Origin of the sequence: Pseudomonas sp. SWRI18 (assembly GCF_014268345.1) — a bacterium.
Classification (GTDB): domain Bacteria; phylum Pseudomonadota; class Gammaproteobacteria; order Pseudomonadales; family Pseudomonadaceae; genus Aquipseudomonas; species Aquipseudomonas cedrina.
In genome coordinates this window covers 15832-36269 of record NZ_JACCQQ010000034.1, presented here as the reverse complement: position 1 = coordinate 36269, position 20438 = coordinate 15832, and the positions used below count along the sequence as shown (strand labels likewise).

Genomic DNA, 20438 nt, shown 5'->3' with positions numbered 1-20438 from the left:
CTCGCATAACTCTTTGTTTACCAAGGAGTTTTCCGTTTCGACTGCGCCGGAAGTGGGGCGAATTATAGACTTCCAGAATCTGCCGTCAACCCTTTATTTGGTTTTCCTATCAACTGACCCATAAACCTCCAAAATCCACGGCCTATCAACCGTCGAAACGAATAATTGAGCACTATATTGCTCATTCCTGAACAGTTGAGCATCATAGCGCCCACGCTCTCTTACTATGACTTCGGACGAACACCCTAATGACCACCTCCCCTCGCAGCCTGGGTTCGACATTGTTTCCTGTCGGCCTGCTGCTGATCGCGATGGCTTCAATCCAATCGGGCGCCTCGCTGGCCAAAAGCATGTTCCCCATCGTCGGCGCCCAAGGCACCACGACCCTGCGCCTGATTTTCGCCAGCGTGATCATGCTGCTTCTATTACGTCCATGGCGGGCCAAACTGACTGCCAGCTCCCTGCGCACCGTGATCATCTATGGGATGGCTCTGGGCGGCATGAACTTGCTCTTCTATATGTCCTTGCGCAGCGTGCCCCTGGGTATCGCAGTTGCACTAGAATTCACTGGGCCGCTTGCGGTGGCGCTCTACGCCTCACGTCGTGTGGTAGATTTCCTGTGGATCGCCCTCGCGATCGTTGGCTTGCTCCTGCTCATTCCCATGGGCGAAACCAGCAGCGGTATCGACTTGGTGGGCGCCGCCTACGCTCTGGGAGCGGGTGTCTGCTGGGCGCTCTATATTCTGTATGGTCAGAAGGCCGGTAACGACAACGGCGTCCAAACCGCCGCCCTTGGCGTGATGATCGCCGCCTTGTTTGTCGCGCCTGTCGGCATCGTCCATGCGGGCAGCGCCTTGCTGACGCCCGCCTTGATCCCGGTCGCCATCGCTGTCGCCATCCTGTCTACCGCCCTGCCCTACACCCTGGAAATGGTCGCTTTGACGCGTCTCCCCGCCCGCACCTTCGGTACGCTCATGAGCATCGAACCGGCTTTCGGCGCCCTCTCGGGCCTGTTCTTCCTGCACGAGCACCTGTCCCTGGCGCAATGGCTGGCCATCATTTGCATCATCCTGGCCTCGGTAGGTGCCACGGTGACGATGCGCAACGAGTCGAAGCCGTTGGTTCCAGCCGATTGAGATCTGTTTGAATGTAGCTCTGGCATTTGGCGTCCATTTAGGCCATGTTTAAGCCGCAAACGAATGTCATTCATGGAGAGTTTCGGCAAGGACTGCGCGAACGCTACACCTGAGAGCGAGTAGAGCCGGCTTCACGCTTTGCGAGGCGGCTATTAAGGATAGGAATGAAGCGAATTTTGATACTGTTAATGGTCATGGCCATTGCTGGCTGTGCCGCGACCACCAAGACAGAAGTAAAACGTGGCAAAAAAGGGTTGCATATCAATTGCTCCGGCCTGTCTTCTTCCTGGGACCAGTGCTACACCAGTGCAACCAACTCGTGCGGTGCCAAGGGCTACCGGGTAATCGCAAAGTCCGGTGACAACTCCGAAGAACCCGGCGACTATCCCTTCGGTCTCAACCCTGCCGGCTACACCAGCCGCAGCATGATCGTCATCTGCAAGTAAGTATCCGAGCAGTCATCCCTGACTGCTCATATCAAAATTCCAGGCACCCATCTTGCAAGCAATCAAATAGCCGCAGTACGAACCTGCAGCCACTCAAGTGCCGCACCGCTGAGCAATGGGCTCAGGCGCTCGCGCACTTGGGCGTGGTACGCGTTGAACCATTCACGCTCGTCGGCCGTGAGCAACGAAGGTTCCAGGCAGCGGGTGTCGATCGGGCACAAGGTCAGCGTTTCAAACTTGAGGAACTCGCCGAACTCGGTCTTGCCTGCTTCGCGGTTCAGCACCAGGTTTTCGATGCGCACGCCCCAGCGTCCAGGACGATAAGTTCCGGGCTCAATGGAAGTGATCATCCCCGGTTGCATCGCCGTTTGCGGGGCAGTGGCAGCCTGATAGGCGATCACTTGCGGTCCCTCATGCACGTTAAGGAAATAGCCTACCCCGTGCCCGGTACCGTGGCCGTAATCCACGCCTTCGGCCCAGATCGGCGCGCGGGCAATCGCGTCCAGCAGCGGTGACAGGATTCCTTTCGGGAAATGCGCACGGGACAAGGCAATAACGCCCTTGAGCACACGGGTGCAGTCACGCTTTTGCTCCTCACTTGGCGTACCGATCGGCACCATCCGCGTGATATCCGTGGTGCCACCCAGGTACTGCCCGCCCGAGTCAATCAGCAGCAAGCCATCGCCTTCGATCAGCGCATGCTCTTCTTCGGTAGCGTGGTAATGCGGCATCGCACCGTTGGCGTTGTAAGCAGCAATGGTGTTGAAACTCAACGACACATAACCCGGGCGACGGGCACGCGCAGCCGTCAAGTGCTCGTCGATGGTCAATTCGGTAATGCGTTCGCGACCCAACGCACTGTCCAGCCAGGCGAAGAATTCGCACAAGGCCGCGCCGTCCTGTTCCATGGCGTGGCGGATGTGCTCCGCATCGGCCAGGCTCTTGCGCGATTTGGCCAGCGTGGTCGGGTTGAGCCCTTCCACCAGCTTCACACCGCTATCGAGGTTTTCCAGCAACCCCGCGGTGACGCGAGCCGGGTCGACCTGCAAGCTCATGCCCGACGGCACCGCGCGCAGCGCGTCCGCCACTTCGCTGTAGTCGCGCAGTGTCACACCATCCTGCTCCAGCACAGCCCGCAGCTCGGCATCGACTTTGCTCAGCGCCACAAATAACGTGGCCTGCTGCTGACTGATCAGCGCAAACGACACAAATACCGGGTTGAACGAAACATCAGCGCCGCGCAGGTTGAACAGCCACGCGATGTCATCCAGGGTGGCGATGAAGTGCCAATCGGCGTCCTTTTCTTTCAACGCGGCGCGCAACGAAGCGAGTTTTTCAGTGCGGCTGACCGCGGCCTGCGGAGGCAAGTGCTGATAGATGGGCTGGTCTGGCAGCGTAGGGCGGCCTTCCCACACCTCATTCAGCAAGTCGATATCGGTACGCAACCGTGCACCGCGCTCCGCCAGCTTGCCGCCCAACGTTCGCGCGGAGGCCACGGCCATTACCGCACCGTCGACCGCCACCACGCCACCTTCCGGCGTCTGCTCGGCCAGCCATTCCAGCGGACCTGGCTGGCCCGGTTGCAGCTTCACCAGTTCGATGCCGCTGCCCTTGAGTTCCTTGGTCGCCTGTTCCCAGTAGCGGCTGTCGGCCCATACCCCGGCGAAATCCGCAGTAACAATCAGCGTTCCCACCGAACCATGAAACCCAGACAACCATTGCCGCCCTTGCCAGTATCCCGGCAAGTATTCAGACAAATGCGGGTCGGCCGACGGTACCAGCAGGGCGTGTATGCCCTCGCGGCGCATCAGTTCACGGGTGCGCGCCAGGCGCTGGGGAACCGTTCCTGGGGTCAAAGGCTGCGTACTCATTGTGTCTCCTGCTAACCACGAATAATTGTTATGTGTTGCGATAGATGAATCAGACCGCCCAGAACGCCGGTGCGCTGGCGAGGGCCGCCTTGATCAATTGCACGGCCTGGTCGATATCCTGCTCGGTGGTATACCGGCCCAGGCTCAAGCGAATCGTACGCCCTGCGCTGCGCGTATCATGCCCCAGGGCGAGCAGCACATGGGACGGTGCATTACTTGCCGAATTGCACGCCGAGGTCGCAGAAAACGCGATGCCGGCACTCAGTGCTGCGGAATTGAACTCGCCTTCGCCGAACGTGAGGCTCAGGGTGTGTGGGATACGTTGTGTAGCACTGCCGTTGAGACGCACACCGGGAACCGATGCCAACTGATCCAACAGACGCTGACGCAAGGCCACGATCCGCGCCTTTTCTTCAGCAAACGATGCCGCTGCCAGGGCAAACGCCGTGCCCATGCCGGCAATCTGGTGGGTCGCCAAGGTGCCGGAGCGCAGGCCGCCTTCGTGGCCTCCCCCGTGGATCTGCGCCAGGACTTTCTGTTGCGCCCGCGGCCCGACATATAAAGCGCCGATACCTTTAGGGCCATAGAGCTTGTGGGCGGAAAACGACATCAAATCCACCGGCCACTGCGCCAGGTCGATTGCGACCTTGCCCGCGCCTTGCGCCGCATCCACATGCAACAACGCACCCTGCTCACGCACCCGCGCGCCGATGGCGGAGATATCGTTGAGGGTGCCCAGCTCGTTATTCACCAGCATCAGCGACACCAGAAAGGTGTCCTCACGCAACGCCTCGCTGACCGCCTCGACGCTGATCAACCCATCCGCGTCCGGCACCAGGTAGGTGACGGCCACGCCGGCTTCCTGCAATTGCCGCGCGGTATCCAGCGTGGCTTTGTGTTCGATCTGGCTGGTGATGATATGCCCACCCGCAACGCCTCGCGCCTGGGCCACGCCCTTGATCGCAAGGTTGTTCGACTCCGTGGCGCCGGAGGTCCAGACGATGTGTTCAGGGTTGGCACCGACCAACTCGGCCACCTGGCGACGCGCCTGTTCAACCGTTTGCCGGGCCGCTTGGCCGAACGCATGGGAACTGGACGCGGGATTACCGAAATTGGCGTTGAACCCCAGACACTCGACCATCACCTGGATGACCCGCTCGTCCACCGGGGTAGTAGCGGCGTAGTCGAAATATAACGGACGTTTCTTCATGAAGTTAAAAACTCGCAGGGCAGGTTCCCGAGAGCAGCGTCTCAGGGGCACGGACCGGGACAGAGGTTGTCAGGTTTAACCGATCGAATGCCATTAAAGAAGGGCAACTTTATGAAAATGTGCGTAGGAACGCTCCTTAAATTCAGCTTAACAGGCTGAAGTCGCGTCATGGAAAACAAAAAGCCCGAGGCTCCTCTGGGAAGCCTCGGGCTTTTTGCCACTGAGCGCAGGCTCAACTGGGACGGCCCTGCAGGGTCCCGCTGCGCTCGGCGTTCATTTCACCCTGGCGATCAAAGCCGAAAGGCTTCTGTGGCTGCCGGGTCAGCGCGGCACGCTGCTGTTGATATTCATCAAACGACAAACCACGCCGGCTCAACGCTTCCAGCGCCAACTGTTTGGTTTCTTCGGCCGTGTAGGGGCGCAATTCCGGCGCGGGGTGGGTCGCACACCCGGCGAGCACGGAGCTGACAATCAATAAGCAAACAGCGAGGAATCGGTTCATGGCGGTGGCCCTGCAAAGATTGGTGTCGAGTCAATGAACACAGGCTACTCCCGACCTTGATGGGTGAAAAATCACCTCCCGTGATAGTTGCTATCAACCGCACGAGCACCCTTGATAGCGCTTCGCTGATATTTCTTTATGATCTATAAATATGGAAATACGTTCATTTACGGAATAAACATAAGTCTCTATAAAGGGCGCTGCACCCACCGGCGCTGTTGCCCCCGCAACAGCCCGTGAACACATCACCAGCCAGATTGACCAGAGAGGTGCCCATGCAGCTTTTGACCCTACCGCCCTCGCCCGCCCTCGCGACGTCGATCCGCGCCACGGCCCAGGTCTTTGAAGACCCGAAATCCCAGGCGCTGCTCGACCATATCCAGCAAGTGGCCCCCAGCGAAGCCAGCGTACTGATCATCGGCGAGACAGGCACCGGTAAAGAGCTGGTGGCGCGCCACATCCATAACCTCAGCGCGCGGCGCAACCGGCCGTTCGTGGCGGTGAACTGCGGGGCCTTCTCCGAATCCCTGGTGGAAGCCGAGCTGTTCGGCCATGAAAAAGGCGCGTTCACCGGTGCTCTGAGTGCCAAGGCCGGGTGGTTCGAAGAGGCCGACGGCGGCACCTTGTTCCTCGATGAGATCGGCGATTTGCCGATGCCGATCCAGGTCAAGCTGCTGCGTGTGCTACAGGAGCGCGAAGTCGTGCGCCTGGGTTCGCGCAAGAGCATCCCGATTGATGTGCGGGTGCTTGCCGCCACCAACGTGCAACTGGAAAAAGCCATCAACGCCGGACATTTTCGCGAAGACCTCTATTACCGTCTCGACGTGGTGAGTCTGGAGCTCAGCCCGCTGCGCGAGCGCCCCGGCGATATCCTGCCGCTGACCCGGCACTTTATCGAAGCCTACAGCCGGCGCCTGGGCTATGGCCCGATCACCATCAGCCGTGAGGCCGAGCATAAACTCAAGCACTACAGCTGGCCGGGCAACATCCGCGAGCTGGAAAACGTGATTCACCACACCCTGCTGATTTGCCGCCACGGTGTGATCGAACGTGACGACTTGCGCCTGTCTAACCTGCGCATCGAGCGTCAGGACGACAGCCAGCACGCCGCCGACAACAGCGCCGAAGCGTTGCTTGCCCGGGCGTTCCAGAAACTGTTCGAAGAACAGGCCGGAGCCCTGCACGAAAAAGTCGAAGACGCTTTGTTACGCGCGGCCTATCGCTTCAGCCACTACAACCAGGTGCACACCGCCAACCTGTTGGGCTTGAGCCGCAACGTCACGCGCACCCGCCTGATCAAGATCGGCGAGCTGGCGGTAAACAAGCGTCGCCCCGGCGAAAACCTGCAAGGCGAGCGCATGTTGCATTTATCCGTTTAGGCGGCAGTGCAACGCGTCGTCATGACTGCGCTCGAAGCTGCGCAGTACCTGGAACGAACCAAAGGTCACGGCCGTGGCCTGATGGGCGCGAATCAAGGTCCAGAAATTTTCCTCACCGTGCTCGAAGCACTTGAAGGCTGCCTCGCCCTCTTCCCGCGTGCGCCATTGCAGGTAGTTGAGCACCCGGCGCCCATCTTCGCTGACCTGCACACTCGCGGTGATAAAACCGCCATGACCCTGGGCCAAGCGTTCGCTCTGGAGGGTCAAGGCCGCCACCAGGGCGAACCGTTGCCGGGGTTCGATCTGAAACTCGATCAACTGAGTGAAGCTGCGATTTTTCTCTGATACCTGCATGAACACTCCCCTTTCTCTGTAGGCAGAATCTTGCGATTCGATGCCACGCAGGGTAAAACCTCTAGTTAAGTCAAGGTCAAGCGCTGTCAGGAAGTTTTTGCATGATTACCAAGGAACTCACCGTCGGCCAATTGGCCGCCCGCAGTGGGGTAGCCGTAACGGCCCTGCACTTCTACGAGGCCAAGGGGCTGATCAAAAGCAATCGCAACGCGGGTAACCAGCGGCGTTATCCGCGGGATGTGTTGCGCCGCGTGGTGGTGATCAAGATCGCCCAGCGCCTGGGCATTCCGCTGGCGACCATTGGCGAGGCGTTGCGCGCGTTGCCGGACGGACGCACGCCCACTGCCCAGGACTGGGAGCGTTTGTCGGCGTTGTGGCGCGAAGACCTGGATGATCGCATCAACAAGCTGATGCTGCTGCGCGACAAGCTCAATGGCTGTATCGGCTGCGGGTGCTTGTCGATGGAGGCGTGCCCGCTGCGCAATCAGGATGATCAGCTCGGTGAACGCGGGCCAGGAGCTCAATTGCTTGAGCCCACTCCTGCACCTTGAAGTGATGGCGAATCAACAATGCGGTAGGGCTCCTACACACTTCATGAACAACCCCTCCACGTTTTTACCCTTGCCCCGACCGCCGCGTGATTCCAGGATGCAAGCACTCATCACAAGGAGTCATTCCATGTTCGCCGGATTCCAAAAAGACCAGTGCCACGTCAATGGCGTCAGCATCAGTTACCGCAAAGGCGGTACAGGTCCCGGTCTGCTCCTGCTGCACGGGCACCCGCAAACCCACATCATCTGGCACAAAGTTGCCGAACAACTGGCTGAACACTTCACCGTGGTGGCAGCCGACCTGCGCGGCTATGGCGATAGCAGCAGGCCGCCCGCCAATGACCACCACACAAACTATTCAAAGCGAGAGATGGCACGCGACGGCGTCGAACTGATGAAGGCCTTGGGCTTCGAGCAGTTCTCTGTCCTGGCCCACGACCGTGGCGCCCGCGTGGCCCATCGCCTGGCCCTGGACCACCCGGGCGCAGTGCAACGTATGGTGTTGCTGGATATTGCCCCCACCCTGTCGATGTATGCGCAAACCGACGAAGCCTTTGCCCGCGCTTACTGGCACTGGTTCTTCCTGATCCGCCCGGCGCCGCTGCCGGAAGCCTTGATCGAAGGTAACCCTGAGCTGTACCTGCGCAGCGTGATGGGCAGCCGCAGCGCCGGGCTCAAGCCGTTCACCGATGAGGCCTTCGCCGAATACCTGCGTTGCCTGAAACTGCCGGGCAGCGCCACCGGTATCTGTGAGGACTATCGCGCCGCTGCCGGAATCGACCTTCAACACGACCAGGCGGACATCGACGCCGGCCATCACCTGAGCCTGCCGTTGCTGGTTATGTGGGGCGCCGAAGGCACCATAGGCCGCTGTTTCGAGCCGCTCAAGGAATGGCAGAAAGTCGCCACCGACGTGCGCGGCAAGGCCCTGCCGGCCGGCCACTACATTGCCGAGGAAGCCCCCGAGTTGCTGCTTGGCGAAGTCCTGGCCTTCCTTCGCTGAGCCCGCTTTCCAAACCAGGCAACCCATGACCCGACCCACTCGCCTCGCAGGCTGCCACCGGCCTGCGACGGGTTCGCTTTGCCCAACATAACGTCTCGAGATAATAACAATGACAATCAGAAAACTGCTGGGAACCTTGTACGTACAGGTGCTGATCGCTATCGCACTGGGTGTGTTGATCGGTCATCAATGGCCGCAGATCGGCATCGACCTCAAGCCCCTCGGCGACGGTTTCATCAAGTTGATCAAGATGATCATCGGCCCGATCATTTTCTGCACGGTGGTCGCCGGCATCACTAGCATGCACGATGTAAAACAAGTGGGCCGGGTCGGCGGCAAGGCACTGCTGTACTTCGAAGTGGTCTCGACCATCGCCTTGTTGATCGGCATTCTCGCGGCGCACCTGCTGCATCCGGGGGTGGGCTTCAATATCGATGTCAAAACCCTCGACAGCTCCGCCATCGCCGGCTTTGTCGGCCAGGCCGAACATGGCGAAGGCATCACCGGGTTCCTGTTACATGTGATACCTGCAACGTTCTTCGATGCGTTTTCCAAGGGAGAGATCCTGCCGGTGTTGTTCGTCTCCGTGCTGTTTGGCGTCGGCCTGGTGATGGTCGGTGAAAAGGGCCGGCCGCTGGTGGGTGTGATCAACCAGGCGAGCGAAGTGTTCTTCCGGATTGTCGGCATCATCAGTCGGGTCGCGCCGATCGGCGCCTTTGGCGCCATCGCGTTCACCATCGGTAAATACGGGGTGGGCTCGTTGCTGCCGCTGCTGAAGCTGGTGGGCACCTTCTACATCACTGCGTTCTTCTTTGTCGCCGTGGTGTTGGGCAGCATTGCCCGGTATGCCGGGTTCAGCATTTTCAAGCTGATGGGCTATATCAAGTCGGAGCTGTTGATCGTGCTGGGCACCAGTTCGTCGGAGTCGGCTTTGCCGCAATTGATCCAGAAACTCGAAAGCCTGGGCGCCTCCAAGGGCGTGGTGGGCATCGTGGTGCCAACCGGCTATACCTTCAACCTGGACGGTACCAACATCTATATGACCCTGGCGGTGCTGTTCCTGGCCCAGGCCACCAATATCCACTTGCCGCTGGAGCAGCAGTTGACGCTGTTGGCGGTGGCCATGCTGACGTCCAAGGGCGCCGGTGCGGTGGTGGGCGCGGGCTTCGTGGCGCTGGCGGCGAGCCTGGCAGTGGTGCCGACCGTGCCGGTGGCGGCGATGGTGCTGATCCTGGGCGTGGACCGATTCATGGCCGAATGCCGCTCGCTGACCAATATCATCGGCAATGCCGTCGCCGCCCTGGTGGTCGCGGCCTGGGAGGGTGAACTGGACCGCGAAAAAATGGCGCCCATCGCGCTCAAGCGCGGCCGGCATGCCCGGGCCGCTGCTCGGGCCAAGATCGTTGCCGAGTAACCGACTACGGTCAGGCGCGCCGGAAGGCACGCCGATCCGGTGCTATTCTGGCGGCTCATGCCGCCATGCCCGTTCCCGATGACTCACAAGAAAGATACCGTGCCCCTACCCGAAGACCTGCGTGTGTTCCTCACCGTGATCCGCAAGGCCGGCTTCGCGGCGGCCGCCGACGAACTCGGCCTGTCGCCGGCGTATGTCAGCAAGCGCATCCAGATCCTCGAAACCACCTTGGCCACCCGCTTGTTGCACCGCACCAGTCGGCGCATCGCCCTGACCGAAGACGGCGAACGGGTGCAGCGCTGGGCGGCGCGCATCCTGGAAGATTTCCAACAACTCTCGGATGAGCTCAGCGACGCCCATGCCAGCCCGCGCGGGCGCTTGCACCTGTGCAGCAGCTTCGGTTTCGGACGCAACCATGTGGCCCCCGCCGTGTCGTTACTGGCGCAACAGTACCCGGACCTGGAAATCCGCCTGGACCTGTTCGACCGTGTTGTGGATATCGTCAGCGAAGGTTTCGACCTGGAGATCCGCGTGGGCGACGACATCCCCGGCCAGCACATCGGCCGCCGGCTGGTGAGCAACCGTCGCGTGCTGTGCGCCGCGCCGGCGTATCTGGAGCGCCGAGGCACACCGCAGCAACTGAGCGACCTGGAGCAACACGACTGCCTGGTGCTCAAGGAGCGCGATAACGCGTTTGGCATCTGGAACCTGGAACACGACGGTGCTGTGCAAAGCATGCGCGTACGAGGGCCGCTGTCGTCGAACAACGGCGAGATCGTGCTGCAATGGGCACTGGATGGGCGCGGGGTATTACTGCGTTCGATGTGGGACGTGAAGCCGCTGCTGGAACAAGGCAAGCTGGTGCAGGTGCTGCATGGTTATACCCAGAGCGCCAACGTGTGGGCGGTGTACCCGACACGGTTGGCGTATTCCGGAAAGCTGAGGGCGTGTGTGGAGTTTCTGCAGGAGCACTTCAAGGGGTTGTCGATCTAGCATCGCTCCCGATTTGGAATTGTGCCAATGTGGGAGCTGGCTTGCCTGCTCCCACAATTTGAACCGCAGTGTGTCAGCTGAGCCAGGGGTTAGCCTGGAGGTGCTGGCGTTCGAACGCTTTGATCTGCTCGCTGCGCTGCAACGTGCTGCCGATGGCGTCCAGGCCAAGCAGCAGCGCGGACTTGCGCAAGGTGTCGATCTGGAACGGGATCACCTGATCTTCCGCCAAACGAATCTGCTGGGCTTGAAGGTCGACACTGATCTGCGCCTGCTCAGCCTGGCTGACGGTCTTGCCCAACTGCTGCAGCACAGCCTCGTCCAAGGTGATCAACAACACCCCGTTTCGCTGGCAGTTGTCATAGAAAATCCCGGCAAAGCTGCTGCCGATCAACGCGCGGATGCCCATCTGCTTCAAGCCCCACACCGCGTGCTCGCGGCTGGAACCGCAACCGAAATTCGGACCTACCACCAAAAACTTCGCACCCTGCCAGGCCGGCTGGTTCAGCACGAACGCGGGGTTCGGCTCGCCGGACGCCAGGAAGCGCAGGTCGAAGAACAGCCCACGGTCCAGGCCGTTGCGGTCGATACCCTTGAGAAACTGCTTGGGCATGATCACGTCGGTGTCGATATTCGCCGCCAGCATCGGTGCGGCCTTGCCGGTGACCAGGGTGAACGGTTGCAGGCTCATGGGCGCTCTCCAAATTGGCGGATATCAGTAAGCCGGCCGGTAATGGCAGCGGCGGCGACCATCGCGGGGCTCATCAGGTGAGTGCGCGCACCCGCGCCCTGGCGGCCTTCGAAGTTGCGGTTGGTACTGGAGGCGCAGCGGTCGCCAGCGGCCAGGACGTCGTCGTTCATCGCCAGGCACATCGAGCAGCCCGACTGGCGCCATTCAAAACCGGCGTCGATAAAAATCGCCGCCAACCCTTCGGCTTCGGCCTGGTCGCGCACCTCAGTGGAACCCGGCACGATCATCGCCCGTACGTGGTCGGCCACCTGCCGGCCGCGCACCACGCTGGCGGCGTCGCGCAGGTCTTCGATGCGGGCGTTGGTGCAGGAGCCGATGAAGGCATGGCTGATAACGATATCGCTCAGCGGCATGCCGGCTTCCAGGCCCATGTAATCGAGGGCGCGGCGCATGTCCTGGCGCAGGATCAAGTCACAGACATCCTGCGGGTCGGGCACGCGGGCACCGATGGGCGCGGCCTGATCGGGGCTGGTGCCCCACGTGACCATGGGCTCCAGCAGGCTGGCGTCGAGCCGCACCTCCCGGTCGAACACTGCATCAGCGTCCGAATGCAACTGGCGCCAGCCTGCCAGCGCCTGGTCCCACTGTTCGCCTTTGGGCGCGCGCGGCTTGCCCTTGAGGTAGGCGAAAACTTTTTCGTCGGGGGCCATGAACGCGCCGCGCGCACCGGCCTCCACCGCCATGTTGCAGATAGTCATGCGCGCCTCGACGCTCAGCGCATCGATGGTCGAGCCGCGAAACTCAATGGCGTAGCCGGTCGCACCCGAGGCGCCGATCTTGCGGATCAGCGCCATGATCACGTCCTTGGACGTCAGGCCGGATGCCAGGTCGCCGTCCACGCTCACCCGCAGGGTCTTCAGGCGCTTGTAGACCAGGGTCTGGGAGGCCAGCAGGTGTTCGATTTCCGAAGTACCAATGCCAAAACCAAAGGCCCCGAGGGCGCCGTAGGTGGTGGTGTGGCTATCGCCCGCGGCGATCACCATGCCTGGCAGGATAAAGCCCTGTTCCGGCGCGATCACGTGCTCAATGCCTTGACGCTTGTGGAGGATGTCCAGCAGCTCGATGCCGAAATCCCGGCAGTTCTCAGCCAGGTATGACACTTGCCGCGCCCCACCGGCATCGGGCATGGCCGCGATACGCTTGGGCGTGGTGGGGTTCACATGGTCAACCACGGCCAACGCCGTACCCGGGCGCCACACGTTGCGCCCGGCCTCACGCAAACCGCTGAAGGCCTGGGGGCTGGTGTATTCGTTGATGACCTGGCGGTCTATATAAAGCAGGACATGGCCCTGGTCATCCAGGGGACACACCGTGTGGGAATCGATGTGTTTGTCGTAGAGGGTTCTGGCAGTCATCTTTGCTGGACTCACTTGGGTAGGCGCTCGCTCAACGGTATGAGCCCATCCTACGTAGCGCCCAGGCGCCATCAATGGCGCTTGGGTGATCGCTAGGAACATGTTTCGTGTTCGATCGAGGCGTTAAAGCGCCCTGAATGTGAAGCCGAAACATTTTCTTTCATATCTGGGTTAGGGATTTCTCATTCTCATCCGTCTTAACTTAGATACAGCCCGTCGCGTCAGCAAAAGCTACGACTGGCCTTTTCCGGGCCTGCACTGCCCTCCTCCGATCAAGACCCTCATTCACATGTCGAAGAAGTCACGCTCCAAACTCTGGTTTCTCGTCCATAGCTGGCTGGCATTGCCCATCTGGTTCTTCGTACTGATCGTCTGCGTCACCGGCACCCTCGCGGTCGTCAGCCAGGAGATCGTCTGGCTGGCCAACCCGGATATCCGTGCGAGCAAGCCGACGGATGATGCCGAGCCGCTGAGCTATGACCAGGTAATCGCCGCCATCAAGCGCGAGGAACCCCAGGTGTTCGTCCAGTCGATCAGCCGTCCCGACGAATCGCATTTCGCCCTCAGTGTCGACCTCAGCTACCCCGACGGGCGTTCCGTCGAGGTCTACGTCAACCCCTACACCGGAGCGATCCAGGGCATCAGCCCGTCATTCGACTTCAAGGCATTTACCCGCGCCCTGCACGGCTGGTGGCTGGTGCCCTTCACCAATGGCTACAGCTGGGGCTGGTACCTGGTCTCGGCACTCGGCATACCGCTGCTGGCATCGCTGGTGACCGGGCTGGTGGTGTACAAGCGTTTCTGGAAGGGTTTCCTGCGCCCTACCTTGCGCGTGCGCCATGGCGCGCGGATCTTCTGGGGCGACTTCCACCGTTTGAGCGGCATCTGGTCGATCTGGTTTATCGCGGTGATTTCCGTCACCGGCATCTGGTTCCTGATCCGGGCAATCCTGGGCGACAACCAGATCTCGATCTCAACCGAACCCGTCATCCCGGTGATTGCCCGGGAGAAGGTGCCCCTGTCGGCGCCGGGCGTGCCGGCGCCGATGATTGCGGTGGACGAGGCCATCAGGATCGCCACCCAGCGCATCCCGGGCCTGGAGGCGAGTTTCATCAGCCTGCCGCTCAACGCCTACAGCCACCTGCAGATCGGCGGGCGGGGCTGGTACCCCTTGATGTTCCAGACCGCGCAAATCAACCCGTATGACGGGGAGGTCGCCGCGGCGCACTTGCTGTCCGACCGTTCGAAGCTGGAGTTCGTCACCGAATCCATGCGCCCGCTGCACACCGGCGACTTTGGCGGGCTGTGGATCAAGCTGATCTGGGCGTTCTTCGGGCTGATCATGAGCATGATGGTGTTGAGCGGCCTGCTGATCTGGACCAAGCGCACCGCACTGGCCACGCTCAACGCCTTCAAGCGCGAAACCAAGGCACAACATGCGCTGGCGCCCATCCCGGCGATGCGGGCAGAAACCTCGGAGGCCAACCCATGAGCAAGGCCGCTGCTGCAAAGCCTTCGCCGTTGCGGGCGTTCTGGCTGACATGGCGTTTTCACATCAATGTACTGTTGCTGCTGGTCCCCCTGGGCTTCATGCCCAAGTACTTCGCCGATGCCGCGCTGTTTCGTGGCGATACCGGCATCGGCGAGCGCGTGGCCGGCCAGGTGCAGGTCGGGCCCTGGAGCCTGACCCTCGCGGAATTTCGCAATGAAGGCCCGCGCCCCGACCCGGCCGGCCCGATGAAGTTTTTCAACGCGGCCCTGTGCGACACCTGTGCCGACCAGGTCAAGGCCACCTATCTGCGCATTGGCAAGCCACGCAGCCTGCGCGCCGCCGGGGTGATCTTCTTCGGCACGCCATACCGCATGGGCGCGGGCCTGCCGATTCCGGAACGCACGCCGGCCGACGCCGAACTGTGGGTGACCATGGAAGGCTGGGACGGCGCCATGCACCAGGGTTCCATCCCGTTGAGCCAGGCCTCGCCTGCCACTATTGCCTGGCTGAACAAGCAAGGAGTTAAACCATGACGTTGATGCGCCTGACCCGCGCCGCGGCCGTACTACTGATCGGCACCGGCTTCAGTACCGTCGCCCTCGCCCACAACCCGATGTGCGAGTGCAAGGAAATCCCCGGCGAGCAGATCCAGTGCAAAGGCGGCTTCTCCGACGGCAGCGGTGCGCCCGGCGTGACCCTGGACGTGATCGGCTACGACGAAACCATCCTGGTGCCCGGCAAGCTTGGCGAGGATTCGACGCTGACGTTCAAGAAACCGTCCGCCGAATTCTACGTGCTGTTCGATGCAGGCCCCGGCCACGTCGTGGAAATCGACCAAGCGGATATCCAGTCGCAATGACGACCACCCAGGTTGTACGCCCCGCCGGTGCCGGCCACGAAACCCTCTACGTCTTGCTGCTGTGCCTGATCATCCTGGCGGTGGCCGGCACGGTGGTGGCCCTGCACGGAGAAACCCGGGAAGTCGCAGCCGTGCCCAGTCACCAACTGGACGCCCGGCGCGACCTGAGCGCCTCCGAGCAAGGCATTTACGCCGACCTGCGCGTGACACTGGATGAAATCCAGCTGTTGCAGCAGGAGCAAAGCGCGCTGCCAACCCCTGCGCAACTGGCCGAGGAAGGCTTCGCACCGTTTGCCCAGGACGCCAGTTCGGTCAGCCGTGGCGATCATCGCTGGCAATTGCTGGAACCCTCCGCCTACCTGGGCTTGAGTCAGGCGCCCGCCACCAGTGGCTCGCTGCTCATGCGCGTGCACGGTGCCGAGCCGGATATCTGGCTCAATCGCCAAGCCAACCTGGCCGCCCCCTCCGACCTCTCTGACCAGGCGCTGATCGCAGCCGGCTGGCGGCAGGTGGTTGCGCAATTCGATGCCGGCGTCACCCGCCAGCACCGTCACTGAACGAGAAGACCGATTGCCCATGTCTATTTCATCTCCCCTGTTGCGCCTGTTGCTGGTTGGCCTGTTCAGCCTGATGCTCGCTCCCCTGGCCAATGCCGAAGAGGCCAAACGCCTGCGCATCGGCATTACCCTGCACCCTTATTACAGCTACGTGGCCAATATCGTCGGCGACAAGGCAGAAGTGGTGCCGCTGATTCCGGCCGGTTTCAACCCGCATGCCTACGAGCCGCGCGCCGAAGACATCAAGCGCATCGGCACCTTGGACGTGATCGTGCTCAACGGCGTCGGCCATGACGATTTCGCCGACCGCATGATCGCCACCAGCGAACGCCCGGACATTCCGGTCATCGAAGCCAACGCCAACGTGCCGCTGCTGGCCGCCACCGGTAACGCCGCGCGCGGCGCGGGCAAGGTGGTCAACCCGCATACGTTTCTGTCGATCAGCGCATCGATTGCCCAGGTCAACAACATCGCCCGCGAACTGGGCAAGCTCGACCCGGACAACGCCAAGACCTACACCCAGAACGCCCGCGCCTATGGCAAACGCCTGCGCCAGATGCGCGCCGATGCCCTGGCCAAGTTGACCAGCGCCCCCAACCCGGACCTGCGCGTGGCCACGGTGCACGCGGCCTACGACTACCTGCTGCGTGAATTCGGCCTCGAGGTCACAGCCGTGGTCGAACCGGCCCACGGGATCGAGCCCAGCCCCAGCCAGTTGAAGAAAACCATCGACGAGCTGCGCGCCCTGGACGTCAAGGTGATCTTCTCGGAGATGGATTTCCCGTCCACCTATGTCGATACCATCCAGCGGGAGTCCGGGGTCAAGCTGTATCCGCTGTCGCATATTTCCTACGGCGAATACAGCGCCGAAAAATACGAAGTGGAAATGACCGGCAACCTCAACACCGTGGTACGGGCGATCCAGGAGTCGGGAGCATGACGGCAGCGCAACAACTGCAGGCGGTCAGCGTGGGCCCGACCCTGGAATTCAACAATGTGTCGCTGACCCTGGGCCGCACGGTGATCCTCGACCAGGTGAGTTTCCAGGTGCAGCCGGGCAGCATCCATGCGCTGGTGGGCCCCAACGGTGGCGGGAAAAGCTCGCTGATCAAGACGTTGCTGGGGCAAACGCCGCATCAGGGACGGTTGAGCCTGCACTGGCCAACCACGCCCGGCACCATCGGTTATGTGCCCCAGGCCCTGGAATTCGACCGTGGCTTGCCGATGACCGTCGATGACTTCATGGCTGCCATGTGCCAGCGGCGTCCGGCGTTTCTTGGCCTGTCCAGGCATTACGCCGGCGCGATCGGTGAAGCGCTGGAGCGCGTTGGCATGCAGGACAAACGCAAGCGGCGCATGGGCGCGCTGTCCGGCGGTGAACGCCAGCGCGTGCTGCTGGCCCAGGGGCTGATCCCGGCGCCGCAGTTGCTGGTGCTGGATGAGCCGATGTCGGCGCTGGACGAAGCCGGTATCCAGGTGTTCGAACGCTTGCTGAGTGACTGGAGACTGGCCGGGATCACCGTATTGTGGATCGAGCACGACCTGGAAGCCGTGGGCCGCCTGGCCGACCGCGTCACGGGCCTGAACCGCCGCGTGCTGTTCGATGCCATGCCCAAAGACGCACTGACCCCGGATCGCCTGCTGACGTTGTTCTCCACCCACCCTCGGAGCCCGACGCAATGAGTTATGAAGCCTTTCGCTTGATGGTCCAGGGCTGGGCCTCTTCCGGTTACCTGCCGGAGGCGCTGGCCTATGGTTTCGTGGTCAATGCCTTGCTCGCCGGCTTGCTGATCGGCCCCGTGCTGGGCGGCTTGGGAACCCTGGTAGTGGTCAAGCGCTTCGCGTTTTTTTCCGAAGCGGTCGGCCATGCCGCGCTGACCGGCGTGGCCGTGGGCATCCTGTTGGGCGAACCCTACACCGGGCCCTATGGCAGCCTGTTCGGTTACTGCCTGCTGTTCGGCATCCTGCTCAACTACTTGCGCAACCGCACCGGCCTGGCGCCGGACACCTTGATCGGCGTGTTCCTGTCGGTGTCCCTGGCGCTGGGTGCGAGCCTGCTGCTGATCCTGGCGGGCAAGATCAACGTGCATATCCTCGAAAACGTGCTGTTTGGCTCGGTGTTGACGGTCAACGGCAACGACCTGCTGGTGCTGGCAATCGTCGGTTCGCTGGTGATGGCGCTGGCATTGCCGCTGTACAACCGCATCATGCTGGCCAGCTTCAACCCGCAACTGGCGGCGGTGCGCGGGGTGGCGGTGAAGACCCTGGACTACCTGTTCGTGATCCTGGTGACGCTGATTACTGTCGCGGCGGTCAAGGTCATCGGCGCGATCCTGGTGGGTGCGTTGCTGGTGATTCCAGCCGCGGCGGCGCGCCTGTTGAGCCAGTCGCTCAAGGGGTTCTTCTGGGTGTCGGTGGTGATTGCAACGGTCAGTACCCTGTGTGGGATCCTGCTGCCGATCATCTTCGACCTGCCCATCCCGTCCGGTGCCGCCATCATTCTGGTCGCCGGTATCGTCTTCGCACTGGCCGCCATCGCGCGCGGCACGGTGCCCAGCCTCAAAGGGAATCTTGGATGATGCACCCTGCAATTGGACCATTGGCCCTGGCCATCGCTTGCTTGATCAGCACCTCGGCACTCGCCGTCGAACGTTCAGAGCCCCTCAAGATCCATCAAGGGCTGGGCCACGCCGCACTGAGCAAGGCCAAGTCGGTAAAACCGGTGAAGGTCCTGGCGTCGCTGCCGATCACCTACGGCCTGGCCGAGGTGCTGCTCAAAGACACCGATGTCCAACTTGAGCGCGCCGCGCCGGCCAACCTGCCCGGTTCGCGGCAGGTGTCCTACTTCACCGGGCGAGGTGCGCCGGCGTTGAGCACGTTGGCACTGGACGCCGACGCCGCCATCGGCCTGCGCTCGTTGTGGGCCGATGATCCGCTGTACCCGGTGGCGCGGCGCAGCAATATCCGCATTGTTGAAGTCGACGCCGCGCGCCCGGTGGACGGCGGTTTGCCGGGTATCGCAGTGCAGCCAGGCGTCAGCGATGGCTTGAACAGCCAGCCCTGGCAATCGAGCAACAACATGGGGCGCATGGCCGATGTGCTGGCCGCTGACCTGAGCCGCCTGGCGCCCGCCGCCAAGCCGAAGATCGACGGCAACCTCGCCGCCCTCAAGCAGCGCCTGCTCAAGCTCACCGCCGATAGCGAGGCGCGACTGGCCAAGGCGGATAACCTGAGCGTGCTCAGCTTGAGTGATCACTTTGCGTACCTGGTCAGCAGTTTGAACCTGGAACTGCTCAGCACCGATGCGCGACCGGATGCCGATTGGACGCCCGAGGCGCTGCAGAAGCTCAGTACCGAGCTAAAGGACAACGATGTCGCGGTGGTGCTGCATCATCGCCAACCAAGTGAGGCGGTGAAAGCCGCTGTCACCGCCGGTGGTGCGCAGTTGCTGGTATTGAATGTGGACGGTGCGACGCCTGTGACAGAGCTGGAAACCAATGTGGATCAGGTGATCAAGGCGCTGATGCCGTAGGCAATGTGGGAGCTGGCTTGTCGGATCGCCGCACCGCTGCGATGGTATCGACTCGGTGTACCTGATGTACCGAGGCGCCCGCATCGCAGGCAAGCCAGCTCCCACATTGGGCCTCGGCACATCTAGTAAATGCTGTTAAATCACATCCACACCCACATGAATCGCATCATGCCGCCAGAACTCCAGATCGCAGTCGATCAACCGCTGGTGCTGGTCATAGTTGACCCGGGCTATCCGCAAGCCAGGGCTACCCACCGACACACGCAACGCGGCCGCCGCTTCCACCGGCAGTGAGGTCGGCACGATTTCAAAACGCACCCGCCCATAGTGCAAGTCGTACTTGCGCGCATACAACTCAGTCATCGACTGATTCAAATCGCACGCCAGGATTTCGGGAAAATACTGCGGGTTCAGGTAGTGCTCCACATACAACACCAAACGCCCATCGATGCGCCGGCCCCGGCAGATCTGGATCACGCTGGACAGCGCCGGCAACTGCAACCATGCACATACCGCCACCGAAGCCGGCTGCAGCCGCGCACTGATCACTTCAGTGGACGCCACACGCCCCTGGTCACTCACCATCGCGTGGAAGTGGCTGCGTTGCATCAGGTTGTAGGCCAGCCGTGGCGGCGAGACAAACCAGCCGCGACGTTCCTCACGGTAGATCTGCCCCTGGGCCTCAAGTTGTAACAAGGCTTCCCGCACGGTAATCCGGGTGGTACCAAACAACTCGCTGAGCTTGCGCTCGGCGGGCAATTTGCTGGCGGGCGGCAGCAAACCGTGATTGATCTGCTCCTGCAGCGCCAGGCCAATGGATGTCACCGCCTTGATTGCCTCATCACGCATCAATGTTTCCTATCTGGACTAGACCAGCACCGATCAGGTGCACAAACCGCGCCGTAACTGGGCTTGCACTGCTGCGCCCCAGCCTAGGCATTACAGATGACCGACAGATGACAACCCCTGCCGAGCCCCGACAGCACACGCTGCAATACATCGGCCAAATCCAATACCTGCGGGCTGTTGAGCATGG

The 20438-nt window shown here is 61.7% G+C and carries 22 protein-coding genes; 15 read left to right on the top strand and 7 right to left on the bottom strand.

All coding sequences use genetic code 11. The features are described from left to right. Positions 1-248 precede the first annotated feature (248 nt). Positions 249-1136 (top strand): threonine/homoserine exporter RhtA, encoded by an 888-nt coding sequence (rhtA, locus tag H0Z09_RS25685; RefSeq protein ID WP_186694470.1) that lies wholly within the window; start codon positions 249-251, stop codon positions 1134-1136. 164 nt (positions 1137-1300) lie between these two features. Beyond that, a complete protein-coding gene (locus tag H0Z09_RS25680) occupies positions 1301-1582 on the top strand; it encodes a hypothetical protein (protein WP_016980214.1) in 282 nt (93 codons plus the stop codon). A 62-nt stretch (positions 1583-1644) separates the two neighbouring features. Here the strand turns inward: H0Z09_RS25680 and H0Z09_RS25675 are convergent, their stop codons facing one another. From H0Z09_RS25675 to H0Z09_RS25665, 3 genes are all read right to left on the bottom strand, one after another. Beyond that, the gene (locus H0Z09_RS25675) at positions 1645-3453 is read right to left on the bottom strand and encodes an aminopeptidase P family protein (protein WP_186694468.1); all 1809 of its coding nucleotides are present in this window, start codon (positions 3451-3453) and stop codon (positions 1645-1647) included. Positions 3454-3502: 49 nt separating this feature from the next. Next, positions 3503-4663 (bottom strand): aminotransferase class V-fold PLP-dependent enzyme, encoded by a 1161-nt coding sequence (locus tag H0Z09_RS25670; RefSeq protein ID WP_186694466.1) that lies wholly within the window; start codon positions 4661-4663, stop codon positions 3503-3505. 232 nt (positions 4664-4895) lie between these two features. Next, the gene (locus tag H0Z09_RS25665; protein WP_186694464.1) at positions 4896-5165 is read right to left on the bottom strand and encodes a hypothetical protein; all 270 of its coding nucleotides are present in this window, start codon (positions 5163-5165) and stop codon (positions 4896-4898) included. Positions 5166-5440: 275 nt separating this feature from the next. Between H0Z09_RS25665 and H0Z09_RS25660 the strand changes: the two genes are divergently transcribed. Beyond that, positions 5441-6544: a sigma-54 dependent transcriptional regulator gene (locus tag H0Z09_RS25660; protein WP_186694462.1), complete on the top strand. Its 1104-nt coding sequence runs from the start codon at positions 5441-5443 to the stop codon at positions 6542-6544. Here H0Z09_RS25660 and H0Z09_RS25655 read toward each other — a convergent pair. Then, entirely contained in the window at positions 6533-6898 is a 366-nt protein-coding gene (locus H0Z09_RS25655; RefSeq protein ID WP_186694460.1) for an antibiotic biosynthesis monooxygenase, read from the bottom strand. The two genes, H0Z09_RS25660 and H0Z09_RS25655, sit on opposite strands and share 12 nt — an antisense overlap. A 101-nt stretch (positions 6899-6999) precedes the next feature. Between H0Z09_RS25655 and soxR the strand changes: the two genes are divergently transcribed. From soxR to H0Z09_RS25635, 4 genes are all read left to right on the top strand, one after another. Next, a complete protein-coding gene (gene soxR, locus H0Z09_RS25650; protein ID WP_186694458.1) occupies positions 7000-7449 on the top strand; it encodes a redox-sensitive transcriptional activator SoxR in 450 nt (149 codons plus the stop codon). A gap of 127 nt (positions 7450-7576) precedes the next feature. Further along, a complete protein-coding gene (locus tag H0Z09_RS25645) occupies positions 7577-8452 on the top strand; it encodes an alpha/beta hydrolase (protein ID WP_186694455.1) in 876 nt (291 codons plus the stop codon). Positions 8453-8561: 109 nt separating this feature from the next. Then, positions 8562-9866 carry a dicarboxylate/amino acid:cation symporter gene (locus H0Z09_RS25640; RefSeq protein ID WP_186694453.1) on the top strand — a complete coding sequence of 435 codons (1305 nt, stop codon included), beginning with the start codon at positions 8562-8564 and terminating at the stop codon, positions 9864-9866. A 78-nt stretch (positions 9867-9944) separates the two neighbouring features. Continuing rightward, positions 9945-10859 (top strand): LysR substrate-binding domain-containing protein, encoded by a 915-nt coding sequence (locus H0Z09_RS25635; protein WP_202888841.1) that lies wholly within the window; start codon positions 9945-9947, stop codon positions 10857-10859. Positions 10860-10932: 73 nt separating this feature from the next. Here the strand turns inward: H0Z09_RS25635 and leuD are convergent, their stop codons facing one another. Continuing rightward, positions 10933-11547: a 3-isopropylmalate dehydratase small subunit gene (gene leuD, locus H0Z09_RS25630; RefSeq protein WP_186694449.1), complete on the bottom strand. Its 615-nt coding sequence runs from the start codon at positions 11545-11547 to the stop codon at positions 10933-10935. Further along, positions 11544-12962, bottom strand: coding sequence for a 3-isopropylmalate dehydratase large subunit (gene leuC, locus H0Z09_RS25625; protein WP_186694446.1), 1419 nt, complete (start codon positions 12960-12962; stop codon positions 11544-11546). The genes leuD and leuC overlap by 4 nt, the downstream gene beginning before the upstream one ends. Positions 12963-13251: 289 nt before the next feature. On the opposite strand from leuC, the gene H0Z09_RS25620 reads away from it, so the two are divergent. Genes H0Z09_RS25620 through H0Z09_RS25585 form a run of 8 tightly spaced genes read left to right on the top strand, consistent with a single transcriptional unit; the run spans position 13252 to position 19402 of the window. Further along, on the top strand, positions 13252-14454 hold the full coding sequence (locus H0Z09_RS25620; RefSeq protein ID WP_186694444.1) for a PepSY domain-containing protein: 1203 nt from the start codon (positions 13252-13254) through the stop codon (positions 14452-14454). Then, the gene (locus H0Z09_RS25615) at positions 14451-14987 is read left to right on the top strand and encodes a thiamine pyrophosphate-binding protein (protein WP_186694442.1); all 537 of its coding nucleotides are present in this window, start codon (positions 14451-14453) and stop codon (positions 14985-14987) included. The genes H0Z09_RS25620 and H0Z09_RS25615 overlap by 4 nt, the downstream gene beginning before the upstream one ends. Before the next feature lie 5 nt (positions 14988-14992). After that, a complete protein-coding gene (locus H0Z09_RS25610; RefSeq protein WP_238340304.1) occupies positions 14993-15313 on the top strand; it encodes a hypothetical protein in 321 nt (106 codons plus the stop codon). Beyond that, complete coding sequence (locus H0Z09_RS25605) at positions 15310-15870, top strand: DUF6162 family protein (protein WP_186694438.1); 561 nt, start codon at positions 15310-15312, stop codon at positions 15868-15870. The genes H0Z09_RS25610 and H0Z09_RS25605 overlap by 4 nt, the downstream gene beginning before the upstream one ends. Positions 15871-15889: 19 nt before the next feature. Next, entirely contained in the window at positions 15890-16810 is a 921-nt protein-coding gene (locus tag H0Z09_RS25600) for a metal ABC transporter substrate-binding protein (protein ID WP_076954752.1), read from the top strand. After that, positions 16807-17553, top strand: coding sequence for a metal ABC transporter ATP-binding protein (locus H0Z09_RS25595; protein WP_186694436.1), 747 nt, complete (start codon positions 16807-16809; stop codon positions 17551-17553). The genes H0Z09_RS25600 and H0Z09_RS25595 overlap by 4 nt, the downstream gene beginning before the upstream one ends. Next, on the top strand, positions 17550-18449 hold the full coding sequence (locus H0Z09_RS25590) for a metal ABC transporter permease (RefSeq protein WP_186694434.1): 900 nt from the start codon (positions 17550-17552) through the stop codon (positions 18447-18449). Before H0Z09_RS25595 ends, H0Z09_RS25590 begins: the two co-directional genes overlap by 4 nt. Next, positions 18449-19402 carry a zinc ABC transporter substrate-binding protein gene (locus tag H0Z09_RS25585; protein ID WP_186694473.1) on the top strand — a complete coding sequence of 318 codons (954 nt, stop codon included), beginning with the start codon at positions 18449-18451 and terminating at the stop codon, positions 19400-19402. The genes H0Z09_RS25590 and H0Z09_RS25585 overlap by 1 nt, the downstream gene beginning before the upstream one ends. A 135-nt stretch (positions 19403-19537) precedes the next feature. Here the strand turns inward: H0Z09_RS25585 and H0Z09_RS25580 are convergent, their stop codons facing one another. Further along, complete coding sequence (locus H0Z09_RS25580; RefSeq protein ID WP_186694432.1) at positions 19538-20251, bottom strand: UTRA domain-containing protein; 714 nt, start codon at positions 20249-20251, stop codon at positions 19538-19540. Positions 20252-20438 lie beyond the last annotated feature (187 nt).